The following is a 23,872-nucleotide window of genomic DNA, read 5'->3' on the forward strand; positions in this document are numbered from 1 at the left end:
GCCGGGGCGACCGCTCGCCCTCCGGCCGTCCTCCCCCTCCCCGCCGGTCTCGGCCGCGGCCGCGCCGGCCGCCTCCGTCTCGCCCGGGCCGCGCCCCAGGACACGGCGGCGCGGTGGGCGGGACGTTTCGTCAGAGGCGTGGTGCATGGAGGTCCAGGGAGAACGGTGGGCGTGGCAGCCCGCAGGCTACCGTCAGCGGCCGCGCAGACGGCGCACGAGGATGCTCGCGTCGCCGCGGGACTCCAGGTCCGCCAGGACGACCGCGACGGCCTCCCGGACGATCCGCCCCCGGTCGACGGCGAGCCCGTGTTCGCCCCTGAGCACGAGCCGGGCGTGCTCCAGGTCCATCAGCTCCTCGGCGGAGACGTAGACCGTGATCTTCTCGTCGTGGCGCTCCCGGCCGCTGGGCCGCCGGTTCGGGGCCCGGCCGCCGCGCCGCCGTGCCCCCGCCGGGGCGGGCACTCCGGCGGAGGGCGCGGCCTTCGGAGCGGCGCTCTCGGGCTCCGCCGTCCGGGCGCGCGGTTCCGCCGTCTCGGAGTCGGCCGCCGTGTGCTCCGCGGAGCCCTCGGCCGCCGTCGGATCGCTCTCACCCGCGGGTGCGGGGACGGCCCGGCGGGGTGCGGACGCCTGGAGCGCCGTCCCCCCGGTCGTACGGAAGAGTTCGTCGGCGCCGGGCAGACTCACTCGGCGTGACACCGGGCGAGCACCTCCCTGGCGAGCTGACGGTAGGCGGCGGCGCCCACGGAGTTGGAGGCGTACGTGGTGATGGGCTCGCCGGCGACCGTGGTCTCCGGGAAGCGCACGGTCCGCCCGATGACCGTGTGGTACACGTGGTCGTCGAAGGCCTCGACGACGCGCGCGAGGACCTCACGGCTGTGCACGGTCCGGGAGTCGTACATCGTGGCGAGGATGCCGTCGAGCTCCAGCTCGGGGTTGAGCCGCTCCTGGACCTTCTCGATGGTCTCGGTCAGCAGGGCCACTCCGCGCAGCGCGAAGAACTCGCATTCCAGCGGCACGATGACCTTGTGAGCCGCCGTCAGGGCGTTCACGGTCAGCAGGCCGAGCGAGGGCTGACAGTCGATCACGATGTAGTCGTAGTCGTTCATCAGCGGCTTCAGGGCGCGCTGGAGCGTCGACTCGCGCGCGACCTCGCTGACGAGCTGGACTTCGGCGGCCGAGAGGTCGATGTTGCTCGGCAGCAGGTCCATGTTGGGTACGGCGGTCTTGAGGAGGACCTCGTCCGCCGACATGCCCCGCTCCATGAGCAGGTTGTAGACGGTGAGGTCGAGCTCCATCGGGTTCACGCCGAGGCCGACCGACAGGGCTCCCTGCGGGTCGAAGTCGACGAGCAGGACCCGTCGTCCGTACTCCGCGAGCGCGGCACCCAGGTTGATGGTCGACGTGGTCTTGCCGACGCCGCCCTTCTGGTTGCACATCGCGATGATCTTCGCGGGTCCGTGGTCGGTCAGTGGACCCGGGATCGGGAAGTACGGCAGGGGCCGTCCGGTGGGGCCGATCCGCTCGCGGCGCTGCCGGGCAGCGTCGGGTGCGAGGGTGGCCGCGTACTCCGGGTCGGGCTCGTACTCGGCGTCGGGGTCGTAGAAGTGCCCCTCGGGCACCTCGTCAAAGGCGGCGAAGTGGGTGGACTCTCGGCCCATCTCGTTGCCGGCCGTGGCGTTCACGTGTAGGCCGTCCATCGTCTTCATCGTGTGGGCTGTCGTCATGGGCTGGTGCGTCGCGAAGGTCCGCACCGCGACGGAGCCGATCGGAGCACCTGGCGCACCGCTCCCGGGAGTAATTGTCGACTCATTCACAAGTCGTCTTACCTCCTTGGATGTCACCAGGAACATTTATCGATAGGTCAGCGTGGCACCATGCCGACGGTTGGCGACTCTATGGCGTGTCACCGCTCCGCAGCAACACAATCCGCCGGACCCGGCCCGATGTGTCGGCAACCGAACACCTCTCTGTCAAGGGTGCGCAGGCATGCATCCACACGTTTCAGGGGTGTGCGAAACGGTTAAAGGGTTACGTTCGAGGCGAGTTGGCCGAACGTTTCGGCGAGGCCGGACACGCATCCGGCCGGACCTTGTCGAACAAGGTCCGGCCGGGTGTGCGGCATTGACGGCACGCGTTGACGGCGGTGCCGCGAAGGTCAGCCCAGGAGGGTGCTCAGCTCGACGTGCTCGAGACCGTGCGCCTCGGCGACCTCCTTGTAAACCACCTTGCCGTCATGGGTGTTGAGGCCCAGACCGAGCGCGGCGTCGCGGCGCAGCGCCTCGACCCAGCCGTTGTTCGCCAGCGACACGATGTAGGGCAGCGTGGCGTTGGTGAGGGCGTAGGTGGAGGTGTTCGGGACCGCGCCGGGCATGTTGGCGACGCAGTAGAAGACCGAGTTGTGGACCTGGAAGGTCGGCTCGGCGTGGGTGGTCGGGTGCGAGTCCTCGAAGCAACCGCCCTGGTCGATCGCAATGTCGACAAGGACACTTCCGGGCTTCATCTTGGCGACGAGCTCGTTGGTGACCAGCTTCGGGGCCTTGGCGCCCGGGATGAGGACGGCGCCGATGACGAGGTCGGCCTCGACGACGGCCTTCTCCAGCTCGTAGGCGTTGGAGACGATCGTCTGCACCTTGGTGCCGAAGATCTTGTCGGCCTCGCGGAGCTTGTTGATGTCACGGTCGAGCAGGGTCACGTGGAAGCCCATGCCGACGGCGATCTGGGTGGCGTTCCAGCCGGAGACGCCGCCACCGATGACGACGGCCTTGCCGGCGTGGGTGCCGGGGACTCCGCCGGGGAGGACGCCGCGGCCACCGGCCGAGCGCATCAGGTGGTAGGCGCCGACCTGCGGGGCCAGGCGGCCCGCGACCTCGGACATCGGGGCGAGCAGCGGGAGGGCGCGGTTCGCGGTCTCGACCGTCTCGTACGCGATGGCGGTGGTGCCGGACTCCAGGAGCGCGTCCGTGCACTCCTTGGAGGCGGCGAGGTGCAGGTAGGTGAAGAGCGTCTGGTCCTTGCGGAGGCGGTGGTACTCCTCCGCGATGGGCTCCTTGACCTTGAGCAGCAGGTCGGCGGTGGCCCAGACCTCGTCGGCGGTGGGGAGGATCTCGGCGCCGGCGGAGACGTACTCCTCGTCCGTGATCGAGGAGCCGACACCGGCGTTCTGCTCGACGAAGACCTGGTGGCCGTGGCGGACGAGCTCGTGGACACCCGCAGGGGTGATGGCCACGCGGAACTCGTTGTTCTTGACCTCGCGGGGGATGCCGACCTTCATCGTCGATCACGGTCCTTGAATCAGGGGGGATACATGGGGCACTGCGATACATACCCGGATGCACTGCGGCGCACCGGGGCAGACCACGTTCGAACGCGGCGCACCCAGTCTAATGAAGGAGTTCCCGCTGTCTAGCCTTTCAAAGTACTAATCTTCGACGGACCCACTGCGGATTTCGTAGGCTGATCGTTCCGTTTCCAGCAGTCTCTCCGCTGCGGCCCGGTGCAGCCGGGCCGCGGCGGGGTCGCCGAGCCGGTCGAGGGTGTCGGCGAGCCGCAGCTGGAGCGCGGCCTGCAGCCGGGTGTCCTGGGCGCGCCGGGCCCACTCCACCGCCTCCTCGCAGGTCCGCAGGGACTCCTCGGGCCGCCCGGCGTACTCCTGGACGCGGGCCGCCTCGCTCAACGCCCGCGCGTGGCCCGGGAGATCGTCCAGCCGCCGGTAGCCGGCCGCGGCGGCGCGCCAGTTCCGCAGCGCCTCGCCGTACCGGCCCGCATAGGTCTGTACGGCGCCGAGGCGGCCGTAGAGCCGGGCCTGGTCGGCCCGCTCGTCCCTGGCCAGGCGCTGGGCGAGCGCCCGCCCGTACCAGTCGCCGGCCCGCTGCCAGTCCCCCAGCTCCTGATAGGACCCACCTACGGATTCCATTGCGCGACCGGTCGCGTACGGGTCATTTGCTGCGCGCCCGGCATCCAAAGCCGACCGATATCGCAGCAGAGCCTCCTTCGTCCGTCCGGTACGGGCATCGAGATCGGCCAGGTTCAGCAGGGCGGCGGCCCGCTCCCGGTGCAGCCCGCGCCGCTCGGCCACGTCCAGGACCAGCTGGTGCAGGCCGTACAGCTCGGGCGCGGCGGCCTCCGCGCCCCGGTGCGCGGCGAGCGCCCTGACCAGGGAGGCGACCAGACGGCGGGCGAGGGTGTCGAGCTCCCCGTCGGCGACGGCGAGCCGTGCGGAGGCGAGCAGGAAGGACTGCCTGGAGCGCAGCCAGACGGCCGCGGCGGCCGTGTTCGGGAAGCGCAGGGCACGCGGCAGACCGGCCAGCTTCCGCCGGGCCGGCGAGCCCTCGGGTTCGGTGACCGCACGGCAGGACTGGAGGAGCCGTACGGTCCGCTCCAGCATCCGGGCCCGCGCGAGCTGCACCTCGGCGGGCCGGTCGCGCTCCTCCAGCTGGGCGCGAAGCAGGGGGACGAGATGGCCGGGCACCCCGTACTGCCCGTCCTCGCCCGTTTCGAGAAGTCCCAGGGCGGCGAAGTCGGCGAGGGTGGTCTCGGCGGCCGAGACCGAGCAGCCGGCCAGGGCGGAGGCGGTGTGGGCGTCGGCCCGGCCCAGCGGGGCCAGGGAGAGATAGCGCAGTATCCGGGCGGCGGGCCCCGCGAGCGCCTCGTGGGCGAGCAGGAAGGCCCGGGTGAGCGGATCGCCGCCGAGCGCGCGGAGCCGCTTGGCCAGATCGGCGACGGAGGCCTTGGGCTGGGTGGAGAGCCAGCCGCCGGCCAGGACGACCGCGGCGGGCAGCCCGCCGCACTCCTCGACCAGGCTCTCGGCGGCCTGCGGGTCGACGGTGATGCGTACGGAGCCGGTGAAGGCGGTGAGCAGCTCGATGGCCGACTTGGGGTCGAGGCCGCCGAGCGTGCAGGGCCGTACGTCGGGGATGCCGGTGAGCGGCCCGCGGGCGACGCCGACCACCAGGGAGTCGGGGTTGTCGGGGATGAGGGGGTCGGCCTGCTCGGCGTCGACGGCGTCGTCGAGGACCAGGACGGCCCGGCGCTCGCCGAGGGCGCCGCGGACGAGTTCGGTGAGCTCGTCCTCGGCGGCCCCGGGGGGTTCGGCGACCCCGAGGGCGGCGAGGAGTTCCTGGGCGACACGGGCGGTGGGGACGGGGTCGCCGCCGGGCTCGGTGAGCCGGGCCCGGAAGATCCCGTCGGGGTACCGGTCGGCGAGTCCGGCGACCAGTTCCTCGGCGAGCGCGGTGCGTCCGGAGCCGGGTTTGCCGGCGATGAGCAGCACGCGGGCGCGGGGGGCCTTGCGGCCGGTGAGGGTGTCCAGGCCGGTCCGCTCGATGTCGGCGCGCAGGGCTTTCAACTCCCGCTGCCGGCCGAAGAACTGCCGGCTGCCGGCCGCCGCCACCGCCTGATCCGTCACGGGCCACGCTCCCGTCCACCTGCGCACGAGCCGATCCCGCGGGGGGCTCCGCACGGGCGATTCCGAGCGTAGTTCAGGGCATGTGCCGGACCTTGCGGAGCAGGGCGGTCACATCCCCCGATCGGATCAGCAGATCGTCACACCGCACTCCCTCCACGCACGCCGCCCTTCCCCCACCCGGGGGGACCCCCAGGGCAGAACGTCCGGGCACGGCGGCCGCCGCCCACCCCCGTTGTGGGCATTCGTTCCGCAGGGGCGGAACGGGTGGGCACAACGGACGTCGCCCCTGCCGGGCGCTCAGGCTTCCGGGCCTGGACCCGCACCCGTTGTGCGGCGCACTGGTGGTGCGGGTCAAGGCCCAGGGGGCGGACGCGCCGCCGAAGGGCGCCGCACTGTTGGTGCGGGTCCAGGCGCAAGGGGCGGACGCGCCGCCAAGGGCGCCGTCCCGTGTGCCCACCCGTCCCGCCTTGGGGGTCCCCCCGGACGGAGTCTGGGGGAGGGACGATTGCCCACACGGGGGTGGGCGACCCGGTGCGGCCCAAGCCCACAGGGCACCGGACCGCACCCGCACCCAGACCCCGCAGGGCCCCGCACCGCGGGCTCTACGCCTCGAACGGTCGGGCCGGCCACGGCGCGTCCGCCGCCCGCAGCGCGTCGACCCCGTCCCCCGCCCGTGCCGCGGCGAGCGACAGGACACCCACGACGAGACAGTTGTTGTGCAGCTCGCCCGCGAGGACCCCCCGCACGAGGTCGCCGAGCGGCACCCGCGCCAGCTCCATGTCGGCCTCCTCCTCGGAGACCTCGAAGCGCTCGCCCTCCGCCTCCGCGAGATCGCGGGCGAGGAAGATCCGTACGGCCTCGTCGCAGCCGCCCGGCGTCGTGTAGACGTCGGTCAGGACCCGCCAGTCCCCGGCCTTGACGTGCGCCTCCTCGTACAGCTCGCGCTGGGCGGCGTGCAGCGGGTTCTCACCGGGTACGTCGAGGAGCCCCGCCGGGATCTCCCAGAGCTTCTGCCGCACCGGGTGCCGGTACTGCTTGAGCAGCAGGACCCGGTCCTGCTCGTCGAGGGCGAGGACGGCCACCGAACCGGGGTGCACCTGGTAGTCGCGGCGCGCGACCGTGCCGTCCGGCATGGCCACGTCGTCCGTACGGACACTCGTCTTGTTTCCCTGGAACGGGGTCGTCGTCGCGACGACCCGCCACTCCTCCGGGGTGTCCTGCAACTCCATCTGCGTCCTCCCGTACAAACCACGAACACGAACCACGAACCACACGTACGAACCACGGACCACGGACCACGAGCCCCGAACCGAACCCGGCCCGGACCCCGACCCCCGGCCCCATACGAAAGCCGGGGTACCGGCCCCGGAAGGGCCCGTACCCCGGCAACGTTAACGCCAGGAACCGACAGGTCGGCTACTTCGCCGGCTTGCCCGTCTTGCGCTCCACGGCCGCCTTCACCAGGCCCGCGAAGAGCGGGTGCGGACGCGTCGGACGCGAGCGGAGCTCCGGGTGCGCCTGGGTGGCGACCAGGTAGGGGTGGATCTCGCGCGGGTACTCGACGTACTCGACGAGCTTGTTGTCCGGGGAGGTGCCGGAGAAGACCAGACCGGCCTTCTTCTCCAGCTCCGCGCGGTAGGAGTTGTTGACCTCGTAGCGGTGACGGTGACGCTCGTCCACGTACGGCTGGTCGTCGTAGACCTCACGGACGATCGAGCCCTCGGCGAGCTTCGCCGGGTACAGGCCCAGGCGCATCGTTCCGCCCAGGTCGCCCGCGCCCTCGACGAACGCCAGCTGCTCCTCCATCGTCGAGACGACGGGGTGCGCGGTGGCCGGGTCGAACTCGGTGGAGTTGGCCTCGGGGATGTCGGCCAGGTTCCGGGCCGCCTCGATGACGATGCACTGCAGACCGAGGCAGATGCCGAGCAGCGGCACCTTGTTCTCGCGGGCGTACTGGATCGCGCCGACCTTGCCGCTCACACCGCGGTCGCCGAAGCCACCCGGGATGAGGATCGCGTCGACGTCGCCGAGCTGCTTCTTGGCGTCGGCCGGGGTCTTGCAGTCGTCGGAGGTGACCCACTTGACCTTGACGCGGGCCTTGTTGGCGAAGCCGCCGGCCCGCATGGCCTCGGTGACCGAGAGGTACGCGTCCGGCAGGTCGATGTACTTGCCGACGAGCGCGACGGTGACCTCGTGGTCGGGGTTGTGGACACGGTCGAGCAGGTCGTCCCAGGTCGACCAGTCCACGTCGCGGAAGGGCAGGTCGAGCTTGCGGACGACGTAGGCGTCCAGGCCCTCGGTGTGGAGCACCTTCGGGATGTCGTAGATCGACTTGGCGTCGATCGCGGCGACGACCGCGGCCTCGTCGACGTCGCACATCAGCGAGATCTTGCGCTTGATGGACGTCGGGACCTCGCGGTCGGCGCGCAGCACGATCGCGTCCGGCTGGATGCCGATGTTCCGCAGGGCGGCGACGGAGTGCTGGGTCGGCTTGGTCTTCAGCTCGCCGGAGGGGCCGATGTAGGGCAGCAGCGAGATGTGCACGACGAAGACGTTGTCGCGGCCGACCTCGTGGCGGACCTGGCGGACGGTCTCCAGGAACGGCAGCGACTCGATGTCGCCGACCGTGCCGCCGACCTCGGTGATGACCACGTCGACGTCGTCGGTCGCCATGCGGCGGATCCGGGACTTGATCTCGTTGGTGATGTGCGGGATGACCTGCACGGTGTCACCGAGGTACTCGCCGCGCCGCTCCTTGGCGATGACCTGCGAGTAGACCTGGCCGGTGGTGACGTTGGCCGAGCCGTCGAGGTCGACGTCGAGGAAGCGCTCGTAGTGACCGATGTCCAGGTCGGTCTCGGCGCCGTCGTTGGTGACGAACACCTCGCCGTGCTGGAAGGGGTTCATCGTGCCGGGGTCGACGTTCAGGTACGGGTCGAGCTTCTGCATCGTGACCCGCAGGCCCCGGGCCTTGAGGAGCGCACCCAGGCTGGAGGCGGTCAGGCCCTTGCCGAGGGAGGAGGCGACACCCCCGGTGACGAAGATGTGCTTGGTCGTCGTGGTTTTGGGCGGCATCGCCAAGAGGGGGCTCCCGTGGTCGCGTTTGGAGGTGCGTACCGGCGTACCCTCCGGAAGAATCGGGGGGTGCCGTCGCTGCGGTTTCGGGGGGCTCGGCTGTCGCCGTTTCCCACCGGTCCACGGGGTACCAGGGTATCAGCGACATCGGGAGACCGCTTCCGGCCACACGCGGCAGTCGGGTGTTCACGGACGGCGACGCGCGAGCGGAACGGACCCTCCCGCGTGCGGGGAGACCGGCCTCCCCCAGGGTGGAAGGGAGGATTCCTCGTATGCGACCGTGGGACGACAGAGGGACCCGACGGCGGGACCGAGCCCCGTTCACCCGATCGGAGCAACGCCGTTACCGGCGTGATCACCGGGTCACTAGGGTGCGACGTATCCTGCTCGGACATTGCCCGCCGAGCCGGCCGGCCAGCGGCATCACCCCGCCCGTCACCCGGACCAAGAGCTCGTCGAAGATCCCTTGACCGCTGACACACGCAGACCCGGCTGAACACAGCCGACGCATCTGAGCAAGCGCCCCGCGGGGCGGACGTGGCCGTTCGACTGGAGTGAAGCACGTGGCCGGGCGCATCGAGGATTACGCACTCATCGGAGACATGCAGACCGCCGCCCTGGTCTGCCGGGACGGCAGTGTCGACTGGCTGTGTCTCCCCCGATTCGACTCGCACGCGATCTTCGCCGGGCTCCTCGGCACCGAGGAACACGGATTCTGGCGGGTGGGCCCCGCCGGGCCCGCCGACGCCGAGCCCGCCCCGGCCGACCGGCGTCGCTACGTGGGCGACTCGCTGATCCTGGAATCCGAGTGGGACACGCCGCGCGGCACGGTCCGGGTGACCGACTTCATGCCGCCGCGCGACGGCGCCCCGCAGCTCATCCGGATCGTGGAGGGCGTCTCCGGCCGGGTGCGGATGCGCTCCTCGCTGCGGATGCGGTTCAGCTACGGCCGGATCGTGCCGTGGGTCCACAAGGTCGGCGAGCGGACGGTGGCCGTCGCGGGACCCGACTCCGTGTGGCTGGACACCGACGCCGAGACCCACGGCAAGGACCTCACCACCTACTCCGACTTCACCGTGAACCCCGGTGACCGGATCACCTTCACGATCTCCTGGCAGCCCTCCCACAAGGAGCCTCCGGCGCTCCCGGACCCCGAGGGCTCCCTGGAGGCGACCGCCGACTTCTGGCGCGAATGGGTCGAGCACTGCACCTACCACGGCCCCTACCGGGAGGCCGTGATCCGCTCCCTGATCACCCTGAAGGCGCTGACGTACGCGCCGACCGGCGGGATCGTGGCCGCGCCGACCACCTCGCTGCCCGAGGAGATCGGCGGCGTCCGCAACTGGGACTACCGCTACACCTGGCTCCGGGACGCGGCGATCACCCTCTCGTCGATGCTGCGCACCGGCTACCGCGAGGAGGCCCGCGCCTGGCGGGACTGGCTGCTCCGGGCGGTCGCGGGCGACCCGGAGAACCTCCAGATCATGTACGGCATCGCCGGCGAGCGGGAGCTCGGCGAGGCGGAGCTCGACTGGCTCCCGGGATACGAGAACTCCGGCCCGGTCCGGGTCGGCAACGGCGCCGCCAACCAGCTCCAGCTGGACGTCTACGGCGAGGTCACCGAGGCCCTCCACCTCGCGCACATGACCGGCCTCTCCCGGAACGACTACGCCTCGCTCCTCCAGATCAAGCTGATCAACTATCTGGAGAAGCACTGGGACCAGCCCGACGAGGGCATCTGGGAGGTCCGCGGCCCGCGCCGCCACTTCGTCCACTCCAAGGTGATGGCCTGGGTGGCCGTCGACCGCACGATCAAGCTCATCGAGTCCGGGGACGCCGACGGCCCGCTGGAGCGCTGGCACGAGCTGCGCGACGAGATCCACCGGGACGTCTGCGAGAAGGGCTACGACCCGGAGCGGAACACCTTCACGCAGTCGTACGGCTCCAAGGAGCTGGACGCCTCGCTGCTGCTGATCCCGCAGATGGGTTTCCTGCCGCCGGACGACAAGCGGGTCATCGGCACGATCGAGGCGATCCAGCGCGAGCTGTCCACGGAGGACGGTTTCGTGCTGCGCTACCCGACCTCCGGCGAGGAGGCCGGGGTCGACGGCCTGGAGGGCGACGAGGGCGCGTTCCTGGCCTGCTCGTTCTGGCTGGCGGACGACCTGGCGATGATCGGCCGGGTCGACGAGGCGCGCTCGCTCTTCGAGCGGCTGCTCGGGCTCCGCAACGACCTCGGGCTGCTCGCCGAGGAGTGGGACCCGAGGCTCCAGCGACAGGTCGGCAACTTCCCGCAGGCCTTCAGCCACGTGCCGCTGATCGACACGGCGCTGCGCCTGACGGCCAGTGGGGCGTACGGCGGCTGAGGGAGCCGCCCGGCACGCGCGGGACAGGCCCCGGACCTACGATGAAGGGGTCCTGTCCCCCCGTACGAAAGGGGGGTTCCCATGGGCCCCCACATCTCCGAAAGCGCGCTGTCAGGGCTGGTCGAGGACCTCGCCGGCGAGGTGATCATCCCCGGTGACCCCGGCTACGACGAGGCGCGCACCCTCCACAACGGCATGATCGACCACCGTCCCTCGGTGATCGCCCAGTGCGAGAGCCAGGCGGACGTGTCGAACGCGATCCTCTTCGGCCGCGCGTGCGACCTTCCGATCGCCGTGCGCGGCGGCGGCCACAGCGTCGCCGGGACCTCGGTGATCGACGGCTCGCTCGTGGTCGACCTGCGGCGGATGCACACGGTCGTCGTGGACCCGGAGAACATGACGGTACGGGTCGGGGGCGGGGCGACGATGGGGCAGATGGACCACGCCTGCCAGCCCTTCCATGTCGCGACCACCGGCGGGCGGGTCTCCACCACCGGGATCGGCGGCTTCACCCTGGGCGGCGGATCCGGCTGGCTGGAGCGGAAGTTCGGTCTGGCCAGCGACAACCTGCTGGCCGCCGATCTGATCACGGCCGAGGGGAAGCACGTCCGCACGAGCGCGGAGGAGCACCCGGAGCTGTTCTGGGCGCTGCACGGCGGCGGCGGCAACTTCGGCGTGGCGACCTCGCTGACGCTGCGGCTGCACGAGCTGCCCCGGATGAGCGTCGTGATGCTGTTCTTCCTGCCCGACGACGCGCCCGAGGTGGTCCGCGCCTTCCGGGACATCGCGGAGTCCGCGCCGGACGAGGTGGGCGGCGGAACGATCTACCTGCCCGCGCCGCCCGAGCCGTTCGTGCCGCCGGAGCTGGTCGGCAGGCTGGTCTGCGGGACGCTGCTCACGTACGCCGGTCCGGTCGAGGAGGTGCGGGAGCTCGCGGCGCCGCTGTTCGCCCTGAAGCCGGTGATCGAGATCGTCACGGACATCCCGTACGCGGAGCTGCAGTCCATGCTCGACGACCCGCCCGGACTGCGGAACTACTGGTCGGCGGAGTATCTGACGGCATTCCCGGACGAGGCCGTGGACGTGTTCTGCGACCGTGGCGCGGCGATCCCGCTGCCCGCGGCCACCCAGCACGTGCTGTTCATGCAGGGCGGTGCGGTGGCGGCCGGGGCCGGGCCGTATCCGCAGCCGTGGCGCACCGCGCCCTGGGCCGTGCACCCGTTCGCGACCTGGGAGGACCCGGCGATGGACGAGGCCGAGATCCAGTGGGTCCGTGACGTGCGGGCCGACGCGCGGCCGTGGGCGATCGACGCCGTGTACCTGAACTTCGTCGGCGCCGAGGGCGAGCAGCGGGTGGTCTCCTCCTTCGGCGAGGAGAACTACCGCCGGCTGGCGGCGGTCAAGGCCACGTACGACCCCGAGAACGTCTTCCACTTCAACCACAACATCGTCCCGGCCGCCTGAGCGGCCGGGACGATCACCCGCCGCCCGGGCTCACCGCAGCGCGTCGATCACCTCCCGGGCGGCGCGCTCGCCCTCCGTGGCCCCGCCTTCCATGAAGCCCTGGAAGTCGTAGCTGCAGTGTTCGCCGCCGATGTGCACATTGCCCTGGGCGGTTCCCTCGTACCCGGCGTAGCGGTGGAGGTAGCCGACCGGCCAACAGGAGTACGCGCCCAGCGCGTAGGGGCTCCGGTGCCAGGCGGACAGCTGGGCGCGCCCCGTGTAGGCCCGTGAGGTGCCGGGGAAGAAGGCGTCGATGCCCGCGAGGTGACGACCGACGAGGGTCCGTACGTACGGGTCGGACTCGGTGGAGAACGGTTCCGCGGGAGTGAGCGAGCGGGCGAGGCTGCCGCCGCCGTACTGGAGGAGGATGCCGCCGGTCCCGCCCTGGATCTTGGTGGTGTCCCAGGTCTGCTGGACCTCGGTGTCGGTGAAGCAGTCGCCGGCCGAGACGCCCGGCCAGGTGCCGGTGCCGCGCCACGGGCGGGTGCCGAACTGCATGTTGAGCTTGGTGCAGTGGCCCATCCGCGCGTCCCGCAGCAGGTTCCCCATCAGCGGGTCGAACCCGGCCCGGGACAGGTCGAGCTGCTTGAGGACGGGCAGCGGGAGGCAGAGGACCGTGTGGTCGGTGGTGACGGTGCGGGTGGCACCGGCCTCGGTGAAGGTCAGCGTCTGTGTGCCGTCGGCGTTGGCACGTACGGCGGTCAGGGACCAGCCGTGGCGGAGGGTGCCGGGGGCGAGTGCCCCGGCGATGGCGTTCGGGAGCCGGTCGTTGCCGCCGACGATGTGGTATCGCTCGTTGGACAGGCCCCAGACGTTGAAGTTGCCCGGATTGGTCTGGTAGCCCATGAGCAGTACCAGGGCGAGCGAGGACTGTTCGGTGGTGTCGGCGCCGTACTCGACGTTGTAGGCGACGTCGAGGAAGCGGCCGAGGGGCGAGGAGTGCCCACCGGGCACCCGGCTCTCGATCCACTCGTACACCGACATCTCGTCCAGCGCGGTGCCGGTGGGCGTGGTCCGGTTCCAGTACACCTCCCCCGCCTCCGAGAGGTCCCGGCGCAGCGACTGGTAGACGGCGTTGAAGTCCTCGTCGGCCCGGTGGCGCGGGTAGTACGCGCCGTTGAACCAGAGGACCTCCTCCGCGCCGTTGGGCCCGCCGCCGAGGAAGTCCTCGGTGTCCAGGTCGAAGCGGCGGCAGAGCTCCAGCATCTTCTTGTGGCTGGTGTCGATCAGCTCACCGCCGATCTCGGAGGTCTGTCCGTACGCCCAGTGGGCGCGCTGGGTCCACATGCGGCCGCCGACCCGTGAGGGGTTCGCCTCGTAGAGCACCGGCTTCAGGCCGGCGTCCTGGAGGGTGAGGGCGGCGGTGAGGCCGGAGATGCCGGCGCCGACGACGGCGACCCGGGCGGTGGTCCTGACCGGCGGGTCGGGGACGGCGGCGCGGGCGGGCACGGCTCCGCCCAGGCCGGTACCGGCGGCGACGCCGGCGGCGGCCGCGTACAGGAGGAGCGAGCGGCGTCCGGGGGCGTCGGCTCTCATGCCCCTCAGTTCGTCGACGGGCAGCTTGAGCCGTCGGGCGTCGGCGTGCTCGGCGGCGAGGGATTTCAGGAGGTGCATCGGGTTGGTGCGTGCCATGGGGCTCTCCTGGGGCTGGAAGGAAGATCTCCGCTCCGGGTACGGGAGCGCGTCGGGGAACTCAGCTCCGGGGTACGGGAGCGGGGGCGGGTGCCTCTTCGGCGGGGCGCTCGGCGGCGTCCTCCAGCACGATCCGGCCGATGATCTCGTAGCGCTCGGGCCGCTTGGCCCTGAGGTGGAGGCCGAGGCCGAGGCCGCCGAAGAAGACCGCGCCGACGATCCAGGGGATCGCCTCGAAGAAGAGCGAGTCGGCGGCGAGACCGGCCGCCGTCTCCATGTTCATGATCAGCAGCACGACGACGGCGATCATGCCGACGCCGCCGAGGAGCGGGGCGGTGAAGGTCCTGAACCAGTGCCGGTCCTCCGGGTGGTTCTTCCGGAAGTAGCCGATGACGGCGAAGGAGCAGAGGGTCTGGACGATGAGGATCGCCATCGTGCCGAGGATCGCGAGCAGGGTGTAGAGGTGGATGTACGGGTCCTGACCGGTGATCCAGAAGGCGCCGACGAGCAGGACGGCTGTCGCGGTCTGCACGTACGAGGCGATGTACGGCGAGCCGTGCCTCACGTGCGTCCGGCCGAGCGCGGGGTGGAGGAAGCCCTCGCGGCCGATCGCGTACAGATAGCGGGAGGCGCACTGGTGGAAGGCCATGCCGCAGGCGAAGGAGCCGGTGAGCAGCAGCCATTGGAAGGCGTCGACGGCCCAGGCGCCGATGAAGGTCTGCGTGGGCGCGAAGAACAGGTCGAGCGGTGAGGCGGAGGAGGACAGTCTCACCGATCCGGCGAGGCCGTTCCCGGCGATCGTCATCCAGGACACGTAGATGTAGAAGACGCCGACGCCGATGACCGAGATCAGGGTGGCGCGGGGGATGACCCGCTTGGGGTCGCGGGACTCCTCCCCGTACATCGCGGTGGACTCGAATCCGACCCAGGACCAGAAGGCGAAGAAGAGGCCGAGGCCGGCGGAGGTGCCGGTGAAGGCGTTCGCGGGGTTGATCGGCTCGACGGGGATGCCCTCGGGCCCGCCGCCGGCGATCAGGACGGCGGTGGCGACCGCGAAGAGGACGGCGATCTCGGCGACCAGCATGACGCCGAGCGCCTTGGCGGTCAGGTTGATGTCGAAGTACGAGAGGACCGCGGTGACCGTCAGCATGACCGCCGCGTACAGGATCCACGGAATGTCGACGCCGAACTGATCGGCGACCGTCGTCTTGGCGAAGTACGCGAAGACGCCGACGATCGAGGCCTCGAAGACGACGTACGCGAGGACGGCGAGCATGCCGGAGGCCATTCCCGCGATCCTGCCGAGGCCGTGCGAGATGTAGCCGTAGAAGGCGCCGGCGGCCGTGATCCGCTTGGCCATGGCGACGTAGCCGACCGAGAAGACGGTCAGGACGAGCGTCGCGAAGAGGTATCCGGCGGGGGCGCCGGTGCCGTTGCCGAAGCCGACGGCGATGGGGAGGTTGCCGGTCATCGCGGTGATCGGGGCCGCGGTGGCGACGGCCATGAAGACGACGCCGACCAGCCCGACGGAGTTCGCCTTGAGCCGGTGGACCTCTGGGGTGGGGTTCTCTGCCATGCCGCGAGAGCATCCTCGCGAGTGACGTAGGCCACAATCGACAGGGGGTCACACAATTCCCGCGAGGGGACGACGAGTTGTCGCCCCCGTGTACGAACTGTCGGGTCCCGTGACCGTGGGGTGATGTCGCCGGAACACGGACGCGGGTAGCGTCCGGCCCCATGGACAATCAGGGCGGGATCACCGTGCAGCGGGCCCTCGAACTCCCGGGCCTGCGCGGCGGGCTCCCGGAGGTCGTCGCGGGCGCGGACCGGCTGCACCGCACGGTGCGCTGGGTGCACGCGGGCGAGGTGCCGAACATCGCGTCGCTGCTCAAGGGCGGCGAGCTGCTGCTGACCACGGGCCTCGGACTCGGCACCAGGCCGGCCGAACAGCGGGCCTTCGTACGGCGCCTCGCCGACCGGGGGATCGCCGCGCTCGTCGTCGAGCTGGGACCACGCTTCGCCCGCCTCCCGGCGACGATAGTGGAGACCGCGAGGGCCGCCGGACTGCCGCTGGTGCAGCTGCACCGCGAGGTCCCCTTCGTGGCCGTGACCGAGGAGATCCACACCGAGATCGTCAACGGCCACTACGCGCTCCTCCGGCAGGCCGAGGAGGTCCACCGGCAGTGCACGGAGGCCCTGCTCGGGGGCGGCGGGGTCCCGCAGGTCCTGCGCATCCTCTCGGACTTCGCCGCCAATCCCGTCTTCCTGGAGACGGCCGACGGACAGCTGCTGTACGCGGCGGGCACCGAGTCCGCGCCCGCCGACCCGCTCCAGGTGTGGGACGGGCTGCGCGGCCAGCGGGCCGCCCGCGAGTCCGGCCCGCCGACCGGCACGGTCCTGGTCGACGTGCCCGGCGGCGGCCCCGGCACGTCCTCGGTGCGGGCCCGTCTCGTCCTGCTCTCGGTCTCCGGCGCCCTCTCCCCCGTGCACCGCATGGCGGCCGAACGCGCGGCCGGGCTCCTCGCGGTCGTCCTCATGCAGGCACGGCAGGAGGAGGAGCTGGCCGCGCGCGGCCGGGGCGACTTCCTGACGGACCTGGCGGAGGGCCGGATCACGGCCGAGGACGCCCCGGCGCAGGCCCGGGTCCTCGGCTTCAAGCCGGGCGACGGCCCGCTGCTGCCGGTGGTGATGCGTCTGGCCTCGGAGCTCTCCCCGTCCGGGAACTGGGCTCTGCTCGCCCGCGCGGTGCTGGAGGAACTGGCCTCCGTGGGAGTCCCGGTCCTCCTGGGCGTCCGGCCGGTCGAGGGGCGGGTGCCGCTGCTGCTCGGCCTGCGCTCGGAATCGGAGCGCACCGCGGTCGCGGACCGGGTCGCGGCGGCGCTCCGCGCGGGCGTGGAACGGGCCGGTCTGGAACGCGCCGGGGCGCACCCGCCGGTGGTCGTGGTGGGGGTGGCGGGCAGCTGGGCGGCGGCCTCGGCGGGCCTGCGGCACGCGGCGGAGACGGCGACGGCCGCGCAGGGCCTCTCGGACCTGCCCTGGTACGACGCCCGGCGCCTCGACATCGACCTGCTGCTGTGGCGGCTGCACTTCCACGGGGACACGGTCCTGGCGGCGTTCGTGGACCGCGCGATCGGGCCCCTGCGGGACCACGACCGCACGTCCCGCCCGCCGCTCCTGCCGACCCTGGAGACGTATCTGGCGCACGCGGGCCGCAAGGCGGAGACGGCCCGGGAACTCCATCTCAACCGTCAGACGCTCTACAACCGGCTGGCCCGCATCTCGGAGCTCCTGGGCACGGATCTGGACGACCCGCAGACGGTTCTGGCCCTGTCCCTGGCCCTGAGAGCCCGCCGCCACACGCCGTAGGGGTTCCCCCGCCCCAGCCGACCGCTCCCGCCGGCCGTACCCGTCGGCCCTGCCCGTCGCCCGTACCCGCCCCGCTCCGCCCCGCGGTCCTCCCCCTCGCGGGCGGTCGTCCACCGGGGCGGGGACGGGGCGCCACCGGGAGCACCCGGCACCGAGGAGCGGGCGCTACCGCCCCACCAACTCGTCGTACACGCTCAGCACATGCGCCACCGTCTCGTCCTCCGTGGGCCAGGACCGCGCCTGCACCCGTCCGGCCGCCGCGAGATCCATCCGCCGCTCCACGTCCTCCAGCAGCCCGCGCACCGCCCCGGCCAGCGCTTCCGCGTCCCCGTACGGCACCAGCTCCGCGGCGTCCCCCACGAGTTCCGGTACGCCCCCGACCGCCGTGGCGACGAGCGGCACGCCGAGCCGCAGGGCCTCCTGGGCCAGCAGGGACCGCGCCTCCCACCGGGACGGCAGCACCGCCACATCCGCCGCCGCGAGCAGTTCGGCGACATCCTCACGGCGTCCGATCAGCCGCACCGGCAGACCCTCGGCCGCGATCCGCCGCTGCAACGCGGCCCGTTCGCGCCCCTCGCCCGCGATCACGAGCAGCGGCTGCGGATCGAGCTCCCGCCACGACCTCGCCGCGTCGAGCAGCGTCCGGTATCCCCGCCCCCGTTCGAGCGCGCCGACCGCCATCAGCAACGGCCGGTCGACGGCGCCGAGTTCGGCCCTCGCCTTGCCGTCGTGGAGGCATACGGGTCCGCGGGCGGCCGGCACCGTGACGGGCGCGAGCCGGGCGTCCCGGGCACCCCTCCGCCGGGCCCGGTCGACCAGCTCGGAGGACGTGCCGAGGACAACGGTCGCGGCCCGCACGGTCCTTCGTTCGAGAAGGCGCAGCATCCCGCCCCCGGCCCCGTCCACATGGACCCGGCTGTCCCAGGTCGTCACGAGCGGCGCGCGGCCGCCTCCGCCCGGACCGCCCGTGCGGCCGGACAGCGCGAGCGCGGCCCGTACGGACGCGGGCAGGCCGTGCGCGTGGACCACGTCGGCGCCGATGCAGGCGTTGCGGAGGGCGGTGACCGTGGCGGGATCGCCGAGGCGCGGCAGCGGCACGAAGTGCGCGCCGGCACCCAGATAGTCGTAGACGCGGTCGAGTTCGGCCGGGGCGCACACGGTCACCCGCACGCCCCTCGCCACCAGCCCCGAGGCAAGTGATCGGACGTGAGCGCTGCTGCCCGCGCTGCCGCCGCCCAGCACTTGGACCGTACGGAGCTGTGTCACGCGCCCAAGGATGCCAGTCCGCGTCCCCGACCGTACGCACGTTCCGGCACCGAAGTGGCGTCGTTCCCCTGTACGGAAGGCGTACGGCTCCGGGACTCACCCCACGGGTTCACCCACTCGGGTGAGCGCGCGAGGAGGTCTCGCGCTCCCCCGAATCCTCCGTGCCCCGGTCCCCACGCTCCCCCGGGTGCCTCGTGAGGAGTTCTCCAGGTACCCCCGGGCCCTGAGCACCCCGGGCCTCGCGCTCCCCCCACACCGCGGCGGCGACCAGCCCGGCCGCGTGGGCGGCGAGGCCGAACCGCCCGTTGCCGACGGCGATCGCGCTGCCGACGGCGGCGCCGAGCGCGTGCGCGCCCGAGTCGCCGAGCATGGTGCGCTCACCGAGGTCGTCCCCGAGGACCGCCGTGACGGCTCCCACGGGGGCGGCCGCGAGCGAGCCGCGCAGCAGCCCGGGAGCGGCCAGCGCGAGGACGGCGAGCCCCGCCCGCCCGGGCCGTACGTCCACCAGGTTCACCAGATGGGCGCTCCCGGCGACGACCGCACCGGCGAGGACCTTGTCCACGGGCCGCTCCTTGAGCAGCGCCCCGGCCACGAGCGAGGCGGCACCGATACCGAGGAGCTTGACCGTCCCGCTGGTCACCTCGCCGTCCCGCAGCGCCGACAGATGGGCCCGGAAGCCCCGCCTGTGGTCACCCTTCACGTCGTCGTACGCCCCGCAGGCCCCGGCGGCCAGCACGGCGAGCGCCGCGGGCCCGCTCCCGGTGCCGACCGCGGCGCCGAGGGCCGCGGCGGGCCCGGCGTACAGATCGACGCTCCGCCCCGTGTGGTTGGTCCGGAGCCACCGCTCCTCGGGCGCCCACCGCCGCAGCCCCTCGTACACCGCCCGGCTCACGCCCGCGGCGACCGCGAAGGAGGCGAGGCGCCTCACCCGTCCGCCCGGGCCGTCGCGAGAAGCTCCTCGGCGTGGGCCCTGGCCGTCTCGGAGTCCTCCTGGCCGGCGAGCATCCGGGACAGCTCCCGCACCCGCTCCTCGCCCTCCAGGACGGTCACGCCGGACCGGGTCACCGAGCCGTCGTTGGTCTTCTCGACGAGCAGTTGCCGGTCGGCGAAGGCCGCGACCTGCGGGAGGTGGGTGACGACCACGACCTGAGCGGTCCTGGCGAGCTTGGCGAGCCGGCGGCCGATCTCGACGGCCGCCTTGCCGCCGACACCCGCGTCGACCTCGTCGAAGAGATACGTCGGCACCGGGTCGACGCCGGCGAAGACGACCTCCACGGCGAGCATCACCCGGGACAGCTCACCGCCGGACGCGCCCTTGGCGATCGGCCGGGGCGGGGCACCGGGGTGCGGGGCGAGCAGCAGCTCGACCTCGTCGGCCCCGGACGCGCCGTACGCGACCCGGCGGCCGCCGACCTCGACGCCCTCGGGGTCCTCGGTCTGCCGGATGTCGAAGGACACGCGCGCGTGGGGCATGGCGAGCGAGGCCAGCTCGGCGGTGACGGCACCGGCGAACAGATCGGCGGCGGCGGTACGGGCGTCGGTGAGCCGTTGGGCGAGCACCGACAGGTCGTCGCGCAGCCGGTCCCGCTCGGCGGTCAGTTCCTCGATGCGGTCGTCGTCGGAGTCCAGCTCGCCGAGCCGGCCCGCGCTCTCCTCCGCCCAGGCGAGGACTCCCGCGATGTCCTCGCCGTACTTCCGGGTGAGCTGGGTCAGCGCCGCGCGCCGCTCCTCGACGGCGGCGAGCCTCAGCGGATCGGCGTCCAGGTCGTCGGCGTATCCGGCGAGTTCGGTGGCGACGTCGCCGAGCAGGATGGAGACCTCCCCCATCCGGTCGGCGAGCGCGGCGAGCGCCGGGTCGTGCGACCGTACGGCCTCCAGGGCCCGGCCCGCGCCCGCGACGAGGGTCGTGGCGTCGACGGACTCGGGGTCCTCGGGGACGCCCGCGAGCGCGGCGTGCGCGAGCGCGGCGGCGGAGGCGAGGGCCTCGGCGTGACCGAGCCGCTCCGCCTCGGCGGCGAGTTCGGTGTCCTCCCCGGCGAGCGGGGCGACGGCCTCGATCTCACCGAGCCCGAACCGCAGCAGATCGGCCTCCTGGGCCCGCTCCCGGGCCCGGGTGGTGATCTCGTCGAGTTCCCCGGTGACGGCGCGCAGCCGCCGGTACGCCTCGGCGTAGGCGGCCAGTGGTACGGAGACGGCCTCGCCCGCGTACCGGTCGAGCGCCCCCCGCTGCCGGGCGGGCTTGAGCAGGCCCTGCTGGTCGGTCTGACCGTGGACGGCGACGAGTTCGTCGGCGAGTTCGGCCAGCAGCCCGACGGGCACCGAGCGCCCGCCGAGATGGGCCCGTGAACGCCCCTCGGCCGAGATGGTGCGGCTGACGAGCAGTACCCCCTCGTCGAGCTCCGCCCCGGCCTCCTCGGCGCGTACGGCGGCGGGCGAGCCCGCGGGCACGCTGATCCGCCCCTCGACGACGGCCGACGCCGCACCGATCCGCACGAGGGCCGGGTCGGCCCGTCCACCGAGCAGCAGGCCCAGGCTGGTCACCACCATGGTCTTGCCCGCACCGGTCTCACCGGTCACCGCGGTGAAGCCGGGCGACAGCTCGACCACCGCGTCGTCGATGACCCCGAGCGACCGTATCCGCATCTCCTCCAGCACGCCCCAGACCATACGAGGTTTCCCGGGTGCGATGCGACATCACCCCCGGGCGTAACTCTCCGGCGCGCCGATCGTTCCGCGCCCCGGAAGCCCGGGGCAGGGGTTCCGGGCGCCGGGAGCGGGCCCGCACCCGCCCCGCGGCCCCACCCGCAGGGATGTCAGCGCGCGCCGCCGCGCCACCCCGACACCGGAAGGGCGAACTTGGCGACCAGCCGGTCCGTGAAGGAGGCGTGGTGGAGCCGGGCGAGCCTGACCGGCACGGCACCCCGCCGCACCTCGACCCGGGCCCCCGCGGGGAGTTCCACCGTCCGCCGCCCGTCGCACCACAGCACCCCGTGCGGGGTGTGCGGCTCGACCTCGACGGCGAGCACCGACTCGGGGGTGGTGATCAGCGGCTTGGCGAAGAGGGCGTGGGCCCCGATCGGGACCATGAGAAGGGCCTCGACCTCGGGCCAGACGACCGGGCCGCCCGCCGAGAAGGCGTAGGCGGTGGAGCCGGTCGGTGTCGCGCAGATCACGCCGTCGCAGCCGAAGCCGGTCACCGGACGTCCGTCGATCGCGAGGACGACCTCCAGCATCCGTTCCGGGGACACCTTCTGCACGGCCGCCTCGTTGAGCGCCCAGTCGCGGTGCAGGACGTCGCCGTTCTCGTACACGACGACGTCGAGCGTCATCCGCTCCTCGACCTCGTAGGCCTTCGTCACGACCCGGTCGACGACCTTGTCGAGGTCGTCGCGCTCGGCCTCGGCGAGGAAGCCGACGCGGCCGAGGTTGACGCCGAGCATCGGGACGCCGGAGGCGCGGGAGAACTCGGCGCCGCGCAGCAGGGTGCCGTCGCCGCCGAGGACGACGAGGAGTTCACAGCCGTCGAGCGCGTCGGAGCACGCTTCGGGAACCTTCTCGACGGACGGCGGCAGCGGCAGGTCCTCGGCCTCCGCCTCCAGGACACGGACGCCGATGCCGCAGCGCAGCAGGCCGAGGACGACCAGTTCGGCGCTGCGCACGGCGGCGGGCCTGCCGGTGTGTGCGAGGAGGAAGACGGTACGTGGTGCGGTCTCTGGTGCTGCTGCCGTTGAGCTCAACGAGGTCCTTCCGCCACGGCGCGGTCGACATCCGCCGGATCCAGCGCGGGCGCCCCTGCCCGCAGCCACAGAAAGTACTCGACGTTGCCGGAGGGGCCGGGCAGCGGGCTGGCCGTGACGCCCAGGACGCCGAGCCCGAGCTCCGCCGCGCGCCGGGCCACGTTCTTCACGGCGTCCGCGCGGAGTTCGGCGCTCCGGACGACTCCGCCGGTGCCGAGCCGCTCCTTGCCCACCTCGAACTGCGGCTTCACCATGAGGACGAGGTCGGCGTCGGGAGCCGTGCAGGCCGCCAGGGCGGGCAGCACGAGGCCGAGGGGGATGAAGGAGAGGTCGCCGACGACCAGGTCGACGGGAACGCCGTCGATCGCGTCGACCGTCAACTCGCGTACGTTCGTACGGTCCTTCACGGTGACCCGCTCGTCGCTCTGCAGCGACCAGGCGAGCTGGCCGTAGCCGACGTCGACGGCGACGACATGGGCGGCGCCCGCGCGCAGCAGCACGTCGGTGAAGCCGCCGGTGGAGGCTCCGGCGTCCAGGGCGCGCCGGCCCTCGACCTTCAGCCCGAGCGGGACGAAGGCGGCGAAGGCCCCGGCGAGCTTGTGACCGCCGCGCGAGACGTAGTCGGGGTCGGAGTCGTCCTGGACCACGACGATGGCCGCGGCGGTCTCGACCTGGGTGGCGGGCTTGGTGGCGACGGTCTTGCCGACGGTCACCCTGCCCGCGGCGATCAGCTGGCTGGCGTGCTCGCGCGAGCGCGCGAGCTTGCGCCGGACCAGCTCGGCGTCGAGACGGCGGCGTGCCACTCCTGCCACGTTCGGTTCAGCTCCTGTTTTCGTACGGACGAGGGGCGGGGTGCGCGTCGAGCGAGGTCAGCTCGGCACGCAGTCCACGGTGTACATCCTCGTACACCTCCAGGTGTCCGTCCGCCGGGAGGTGGTCCACCTCTTCGAGACGCGCCAGATGGACATCGACCCCGGGGTGCCCGGTGACCACCCGTTCGACCCCGAGCGGCGCGGCCCCCGCGGGCTCGTGGGCGTCCTGCGGAGCCGCCGCGTCCGCGGGCTCCGGTTCGGGCATCGCGTCGTTCATGGTCCCGACGCTACCGCGAACCCCTGGGGTACGGTCGACGGCGATGGCGACGATCACGGAGTGCCGCGGCGCACTCGACAGACTCTCGGACAGCTTCGCGCGGGCGGACGGCGACGTGCGGAGCGCGGCCGCGCTCGACCGCAGCCTGAGCTGCCACATCACCGACCTGGACACCACGTTCACGGGCCGCCTCACGGACGGCCGGATCCTGGTCGAGGACACCGTGGCGGGCCCGCCGCCGGCCAAGGCGCAGATCCGGCTCGCGATGACCGGCGACGACCTGGTGGCGATGGTGGGCGGCGAACTGAACTTCGCGAAGGCCTGGGCCTCCGGCCGGGTCAAGCTGGAGGCGGGCTTCCGCGACCTGCTCAGACTCCGCTCGCTCCTCTAGTCGCTCTCTTCCGGGTCCCGCCCGGACCCCGCGGAGCCCCGCG

The 23,872-nt window shown here is 72.5% G+C and carries 18 protein-coding genes; 4 read left to right on the forward strand and 14 right to left on the reverse strand.

Features of this window, described 5'->3' with window-relative positions; all coding sequences use genetic code 11:
• Nucleotides 1–192 precede the first annotated feature (192 nt).
• The 6 genes from IE311_RS21660 to IE311_RS21685 form a co-directional block, all read right to left on the reverse strand.
• A complete protein-coding gene (locus IE311_RS21660; protein ID WP_189833420.1) occupies nt 193–696 on the reverse strand; it encodes a hypothetical protein in 504 nt (167 codons plus the stop codon).
• Nucleotides 681–1,706 carry a ParA family protein gene (locus IE311_RS21665; protein WP_037637819.1) on the reverse strand — a complete coding sequence of 342 codons (1,026 nt, stop codon included), beginning with the start codon at nt 1,704–1,706 and terminating at the stop codon, nt 681–683. Before IE311_RS21665 ends, IE311_RS21660 begins: the two co-directional genes overlap by 16 nt.
• A 449-nt stretch (nt 1,707–2,155) precedes the next feature.
• Complete coding sequence (ald, locus tag IE311_RS21670; protein WP_189833421.1) at nt 2,156–3,271, reverse strand: alanine dehydrogenase; 1,116 nt, start codon at nt 3,269–3,271, stop codon at nt 2,156–2,158.
• Nucleotides 3,272–3,418: 147 nt separating this feature from the next.
• Nucleotides 3,419–5,404: an NB-ARC domain-containing protein gene (locus IE311_RS21675; protein WP_229902065.1), complete on the reverse strand. Its 1,986-nt coding sequence runs from the start codon at nt 5,402–5,404 to the stop codon at nt 3,419–3,421.
• Nucleotides 5,405–6,006: 602 nt separating this feature from the next.
• Nucleotides 6,007–6,633: an NUDIX domain-containing protein gene (locus IE311_RS21680; RefSeq protein ID WP_189833423.1), complete on the reverse strand. Its 627-nt coding sequence runs from the start codon at nt 6,631–6,633 to the stop codon at nt 6,007–6,009.
• A gap of 187 nt (nt 6,634–6,820) precedes the next feature.
• Complete coding sequence (locus IE311_RS21685; RefSeq protein WP_189833424.1) at nt 6,821–8,479, reverse strand: CTP synthase; 1,659 nt, start codon at nt 8,477–8,479, stop codon at nt 6,821–6,823.
• 563 nt (nt 8,480–9,042) lie between these two features.
• Here IE311_RS21685 and IE311_RS21690 point away from each other — a divergent pair.
• The gene (locus IE311_RS21690) at nt 9,043–10,845 is read left to right on the forward strand and encodes a glycoside hydrolase family 15 protein (protein ID WP_189833425.1); all 1,803 of its coding nucleotides are present in this window, start codon (nt 9,043–9,045) and stop codon (nt 10,843–10,845) included.
• Nucleotides 10,846–10,926: 81 nt separating this feature from the next.
• Nucleotides 10,927–12,309 (forward strand): FAD-binding oxidoreductase, encoded by a 1,383-nt coding sequence (locus IE311_RS21695; RefSeq protein WP_189833426.1) that lies wholly within the window; start codon nt 10,927–10,929, stop codon nt 12,307–12,309.
• Between the two features lie 30 nt (nt 12,310–12,339).
• Here IE311_RS21695 and IE311_RS21700 read toward each other — a convergent pair whose 3' ends face one another.
• Nucleotides 12,340–13,980, reverse strand: coding sequence for a flavin monoamine oxidase family protein (locus IE311_RS21700; RefSeq protein ID WP_189833427.1), 1,641 nt, complete (start codon nt 13,978–13,980; stop codon nt 12,340–12,342).
• A 61-nt stretch (nt 13,981–14,041) separates the two neighbouring features.
• Nucleotides 14,042–15,556 carry an APC family permease gene (locus tag IE311_RS21705; RefSeq protein ID WP_189833428.1) on the reverse strand — a complete coding sequence of 505 codons (1,515 nt, stop codon included), beginning with the start codon at nt 15,554–15,556 and terminating at the stop codon, nt 14,042–14,044.
• A gap of 161 nt (nt 15,557–15,717) precedes the next feature.
• Here IE311_RS21705 and IE311_RS21710 point away from each other — a divergent pair, with 161 nt between their 5' ends.
• Entirely contained in the window at nt 15,718–17,346 is a 1,629-nt protein-coding gene (locus IE311_RS21710) for a PucR family transcriptional regulator (RefSeq protein WP_189833429.1), read from the forward strand.
• 165 nt (nt 17,347–17,511) lie between these two features.
• On the opposite strand, the gene IE311_RS21715 is transcribed toward IE311_RS21710, so the two are convergent.
• The 6 genes from IE311_RS21715 to IE311_RS21740 form a co-directional block, all read right to left on the reverse strand.
• Entirely contained in the window at nt 17,512–18,612 is a 1,101-nt protein-coding gene (locus IE311_RS21715; RefSeq protein ID WP_189833430.1) for a glycosyltransferase family 4 protein, read from the reverse strand.
• 109 nt (nt 18,613–18,721) lie between these two features.
• Nucleotides 18,722–19,540 (reverse strand): hypothetical protein, encoded by an 819-nt coding sequence (locus tag IE311_RS21720; RefSeq protein WP_229902066.1) that lies wholly within the window; start codon nt 19,538–19,540, stop codon nt 18,722–18,724.
• The gene (gene recN / locus IE311_RS21725) at nt 19,537–21,279 is read right to left on the reverse strand and encodes a DNA repair protein RecN (protein ID WP_189833431.1); all 1,743 of its coding nucleotides are present in this window, start codon (nt 21,277–21,279) and stop codon (nt 19,537–19,539) included. The genes IE311_RS21720 and recN overlap by 4 nt, the downstream gene beginning before the upstream one ends.
• Nucleotides 21,280–21,425: 146 nt before the next feature.
• Nucleotides 21,426–22,349: an NAD kinase gene (locus tag IE311_RS21730; protein ID WP_189833432.1), complete on the reverse strand. Its 924-nt coding sequence runs from the start codon at nt 22,347–22,349 to the stop codon at nt 21,426–21,428.
• Nucleotides 22,346–23,161: a TlyA family RNA methyltransferase gene (locus tag IE311_RS21735; RefSeq protein ID WP_189833433.1), complete on the reverse strand. Its 816-nt coding sequence runs from the start codon at nt 23,159–23,161 to the stop codon at nt 22,346–22,348. Before IE311_RS21735 ends, IE311_RS21730 begins: the two co-directional genes overlap by 4 nt.
• A gap of 7 nt (nt 23,162–23,168) precedes the next feature.
• Nucleotides 23,169–23,438: a hypothetical protein gene (locus tag IE311_RS21740; protein WP_189833434.1), complete on the reverse strand. Its 270-nt coding sequence runs from the start codon at nt 23,436–23,438 to the stop codon at nt 23,169–23,171.
• Nucleotides 23,439–23,481: 43 nt separating this feature from the next.
• Between IE311_RS21740 and IE311_RS21745 the strand changes: the two genes are divergently transcribed.
• Nucleotides 23,482–23,829 carry an SCP2 sterol-binding domain-containing protein gene (locus IE311_RS21745; protein ID WP_189833435.1) on the forward strand — a complete coding sequence of 116 codons (348 nt, stop codon included), beginning with the start codon at nt 23,482–23,484 and terminating at the stop codon, nt 23,827–23,829.
• The last annotated feature ends 43 nt before the right edge of the window (nt 23,830–23,872 follow it).

It is taken from the genome of Streptomyces zaomyceticus, from assembly GCF_014656215.1.
Taxonomy (GTDB): domain Bacteria; phylum Actinomycetota; class Actinomycetes; order Streptomycetales; family Streptomycetaceae; genus Streptomyces; species Streptomyces zaomyceticus.

Bases quoted from the DNA above. Each gene is read 5' to 3' on its own strand.
- IE311_RS21665 (WP_037637819.1), bottom strand. From the start codon at position 1,706: ATGAAGACGATGGACGGCCTACACGTGAACGCCACGGCCGGCAACGAG.
- ald (WP_189833421.1), bottom strand. From the start codon at position 3,271: ATGAAGGTCGGCATCCCCCGCGAGGTCAAGAACAACGAGTTCCGCGTG.
- IE311_RS21680 (WP_189833423.1), bottom strand. From the start codon at position 6,633: ATGGAGTTGCAGGACACCCCGGAGGAGTGGCGGGTCGTCGCGACGACG.
- IE311_RS21685 (WP_189833424.1), bottom strand. From the start codon at position 8,479: ATGCCGCCCAAAACCACGACGACCAAGCACATCTTCGTCACCGGGGGT.
- IE311_RS21695 (WP_189833426.1), top strand. From the start codon at position 10,927: ATGGGCCCCCACATCTCCGAAAGCGCGCTGTCAGGGCTGGTCGAGGAC.
- IE311_RS21700 (WP_189833427.1), bottom strand. From the start codon at position 13,980: ATGGCACGCACCAACCCGATGCACCTCCTGAAATCCCTCGCCGCCGAG.
- IE311_RS21705 (WP_189833428.1), bottom strand. From the start codon at position 15,556: ATGGCAGAGAACCCCACCCCAGAGGTCCACCGGCTCAAGGCGAACTCC.
- IE311_RS21710 (WP_189833429.1), top strand. From the start codon at position 15,718: ATGGACAATCAGGGCGGGATCACCGTGCAGCGGGCCCTCGAACTCCCG.
- recN (WP_189833431.1), bottom strand. From the start codon at position 21,279: ATGGTCTGGGGCGTGCTGGAGGAGATGCGGATACGGTCGCTCGGGGTC.
- IE311_RS21740 (WP_189833434.1), bottom strand. From the start codon at position 23,438: ATGAACGACGCGATGCCCGAACCGGAGCCCGCGGACGCGGCGGCTCCG.
- IE311_RS21745 (WP_189833435.1), top strand. From the start codon at position 23,482: ATGGCGACGATCACGGAGTGCCGCGGCGCACTCGACAGACTCTCGGAC.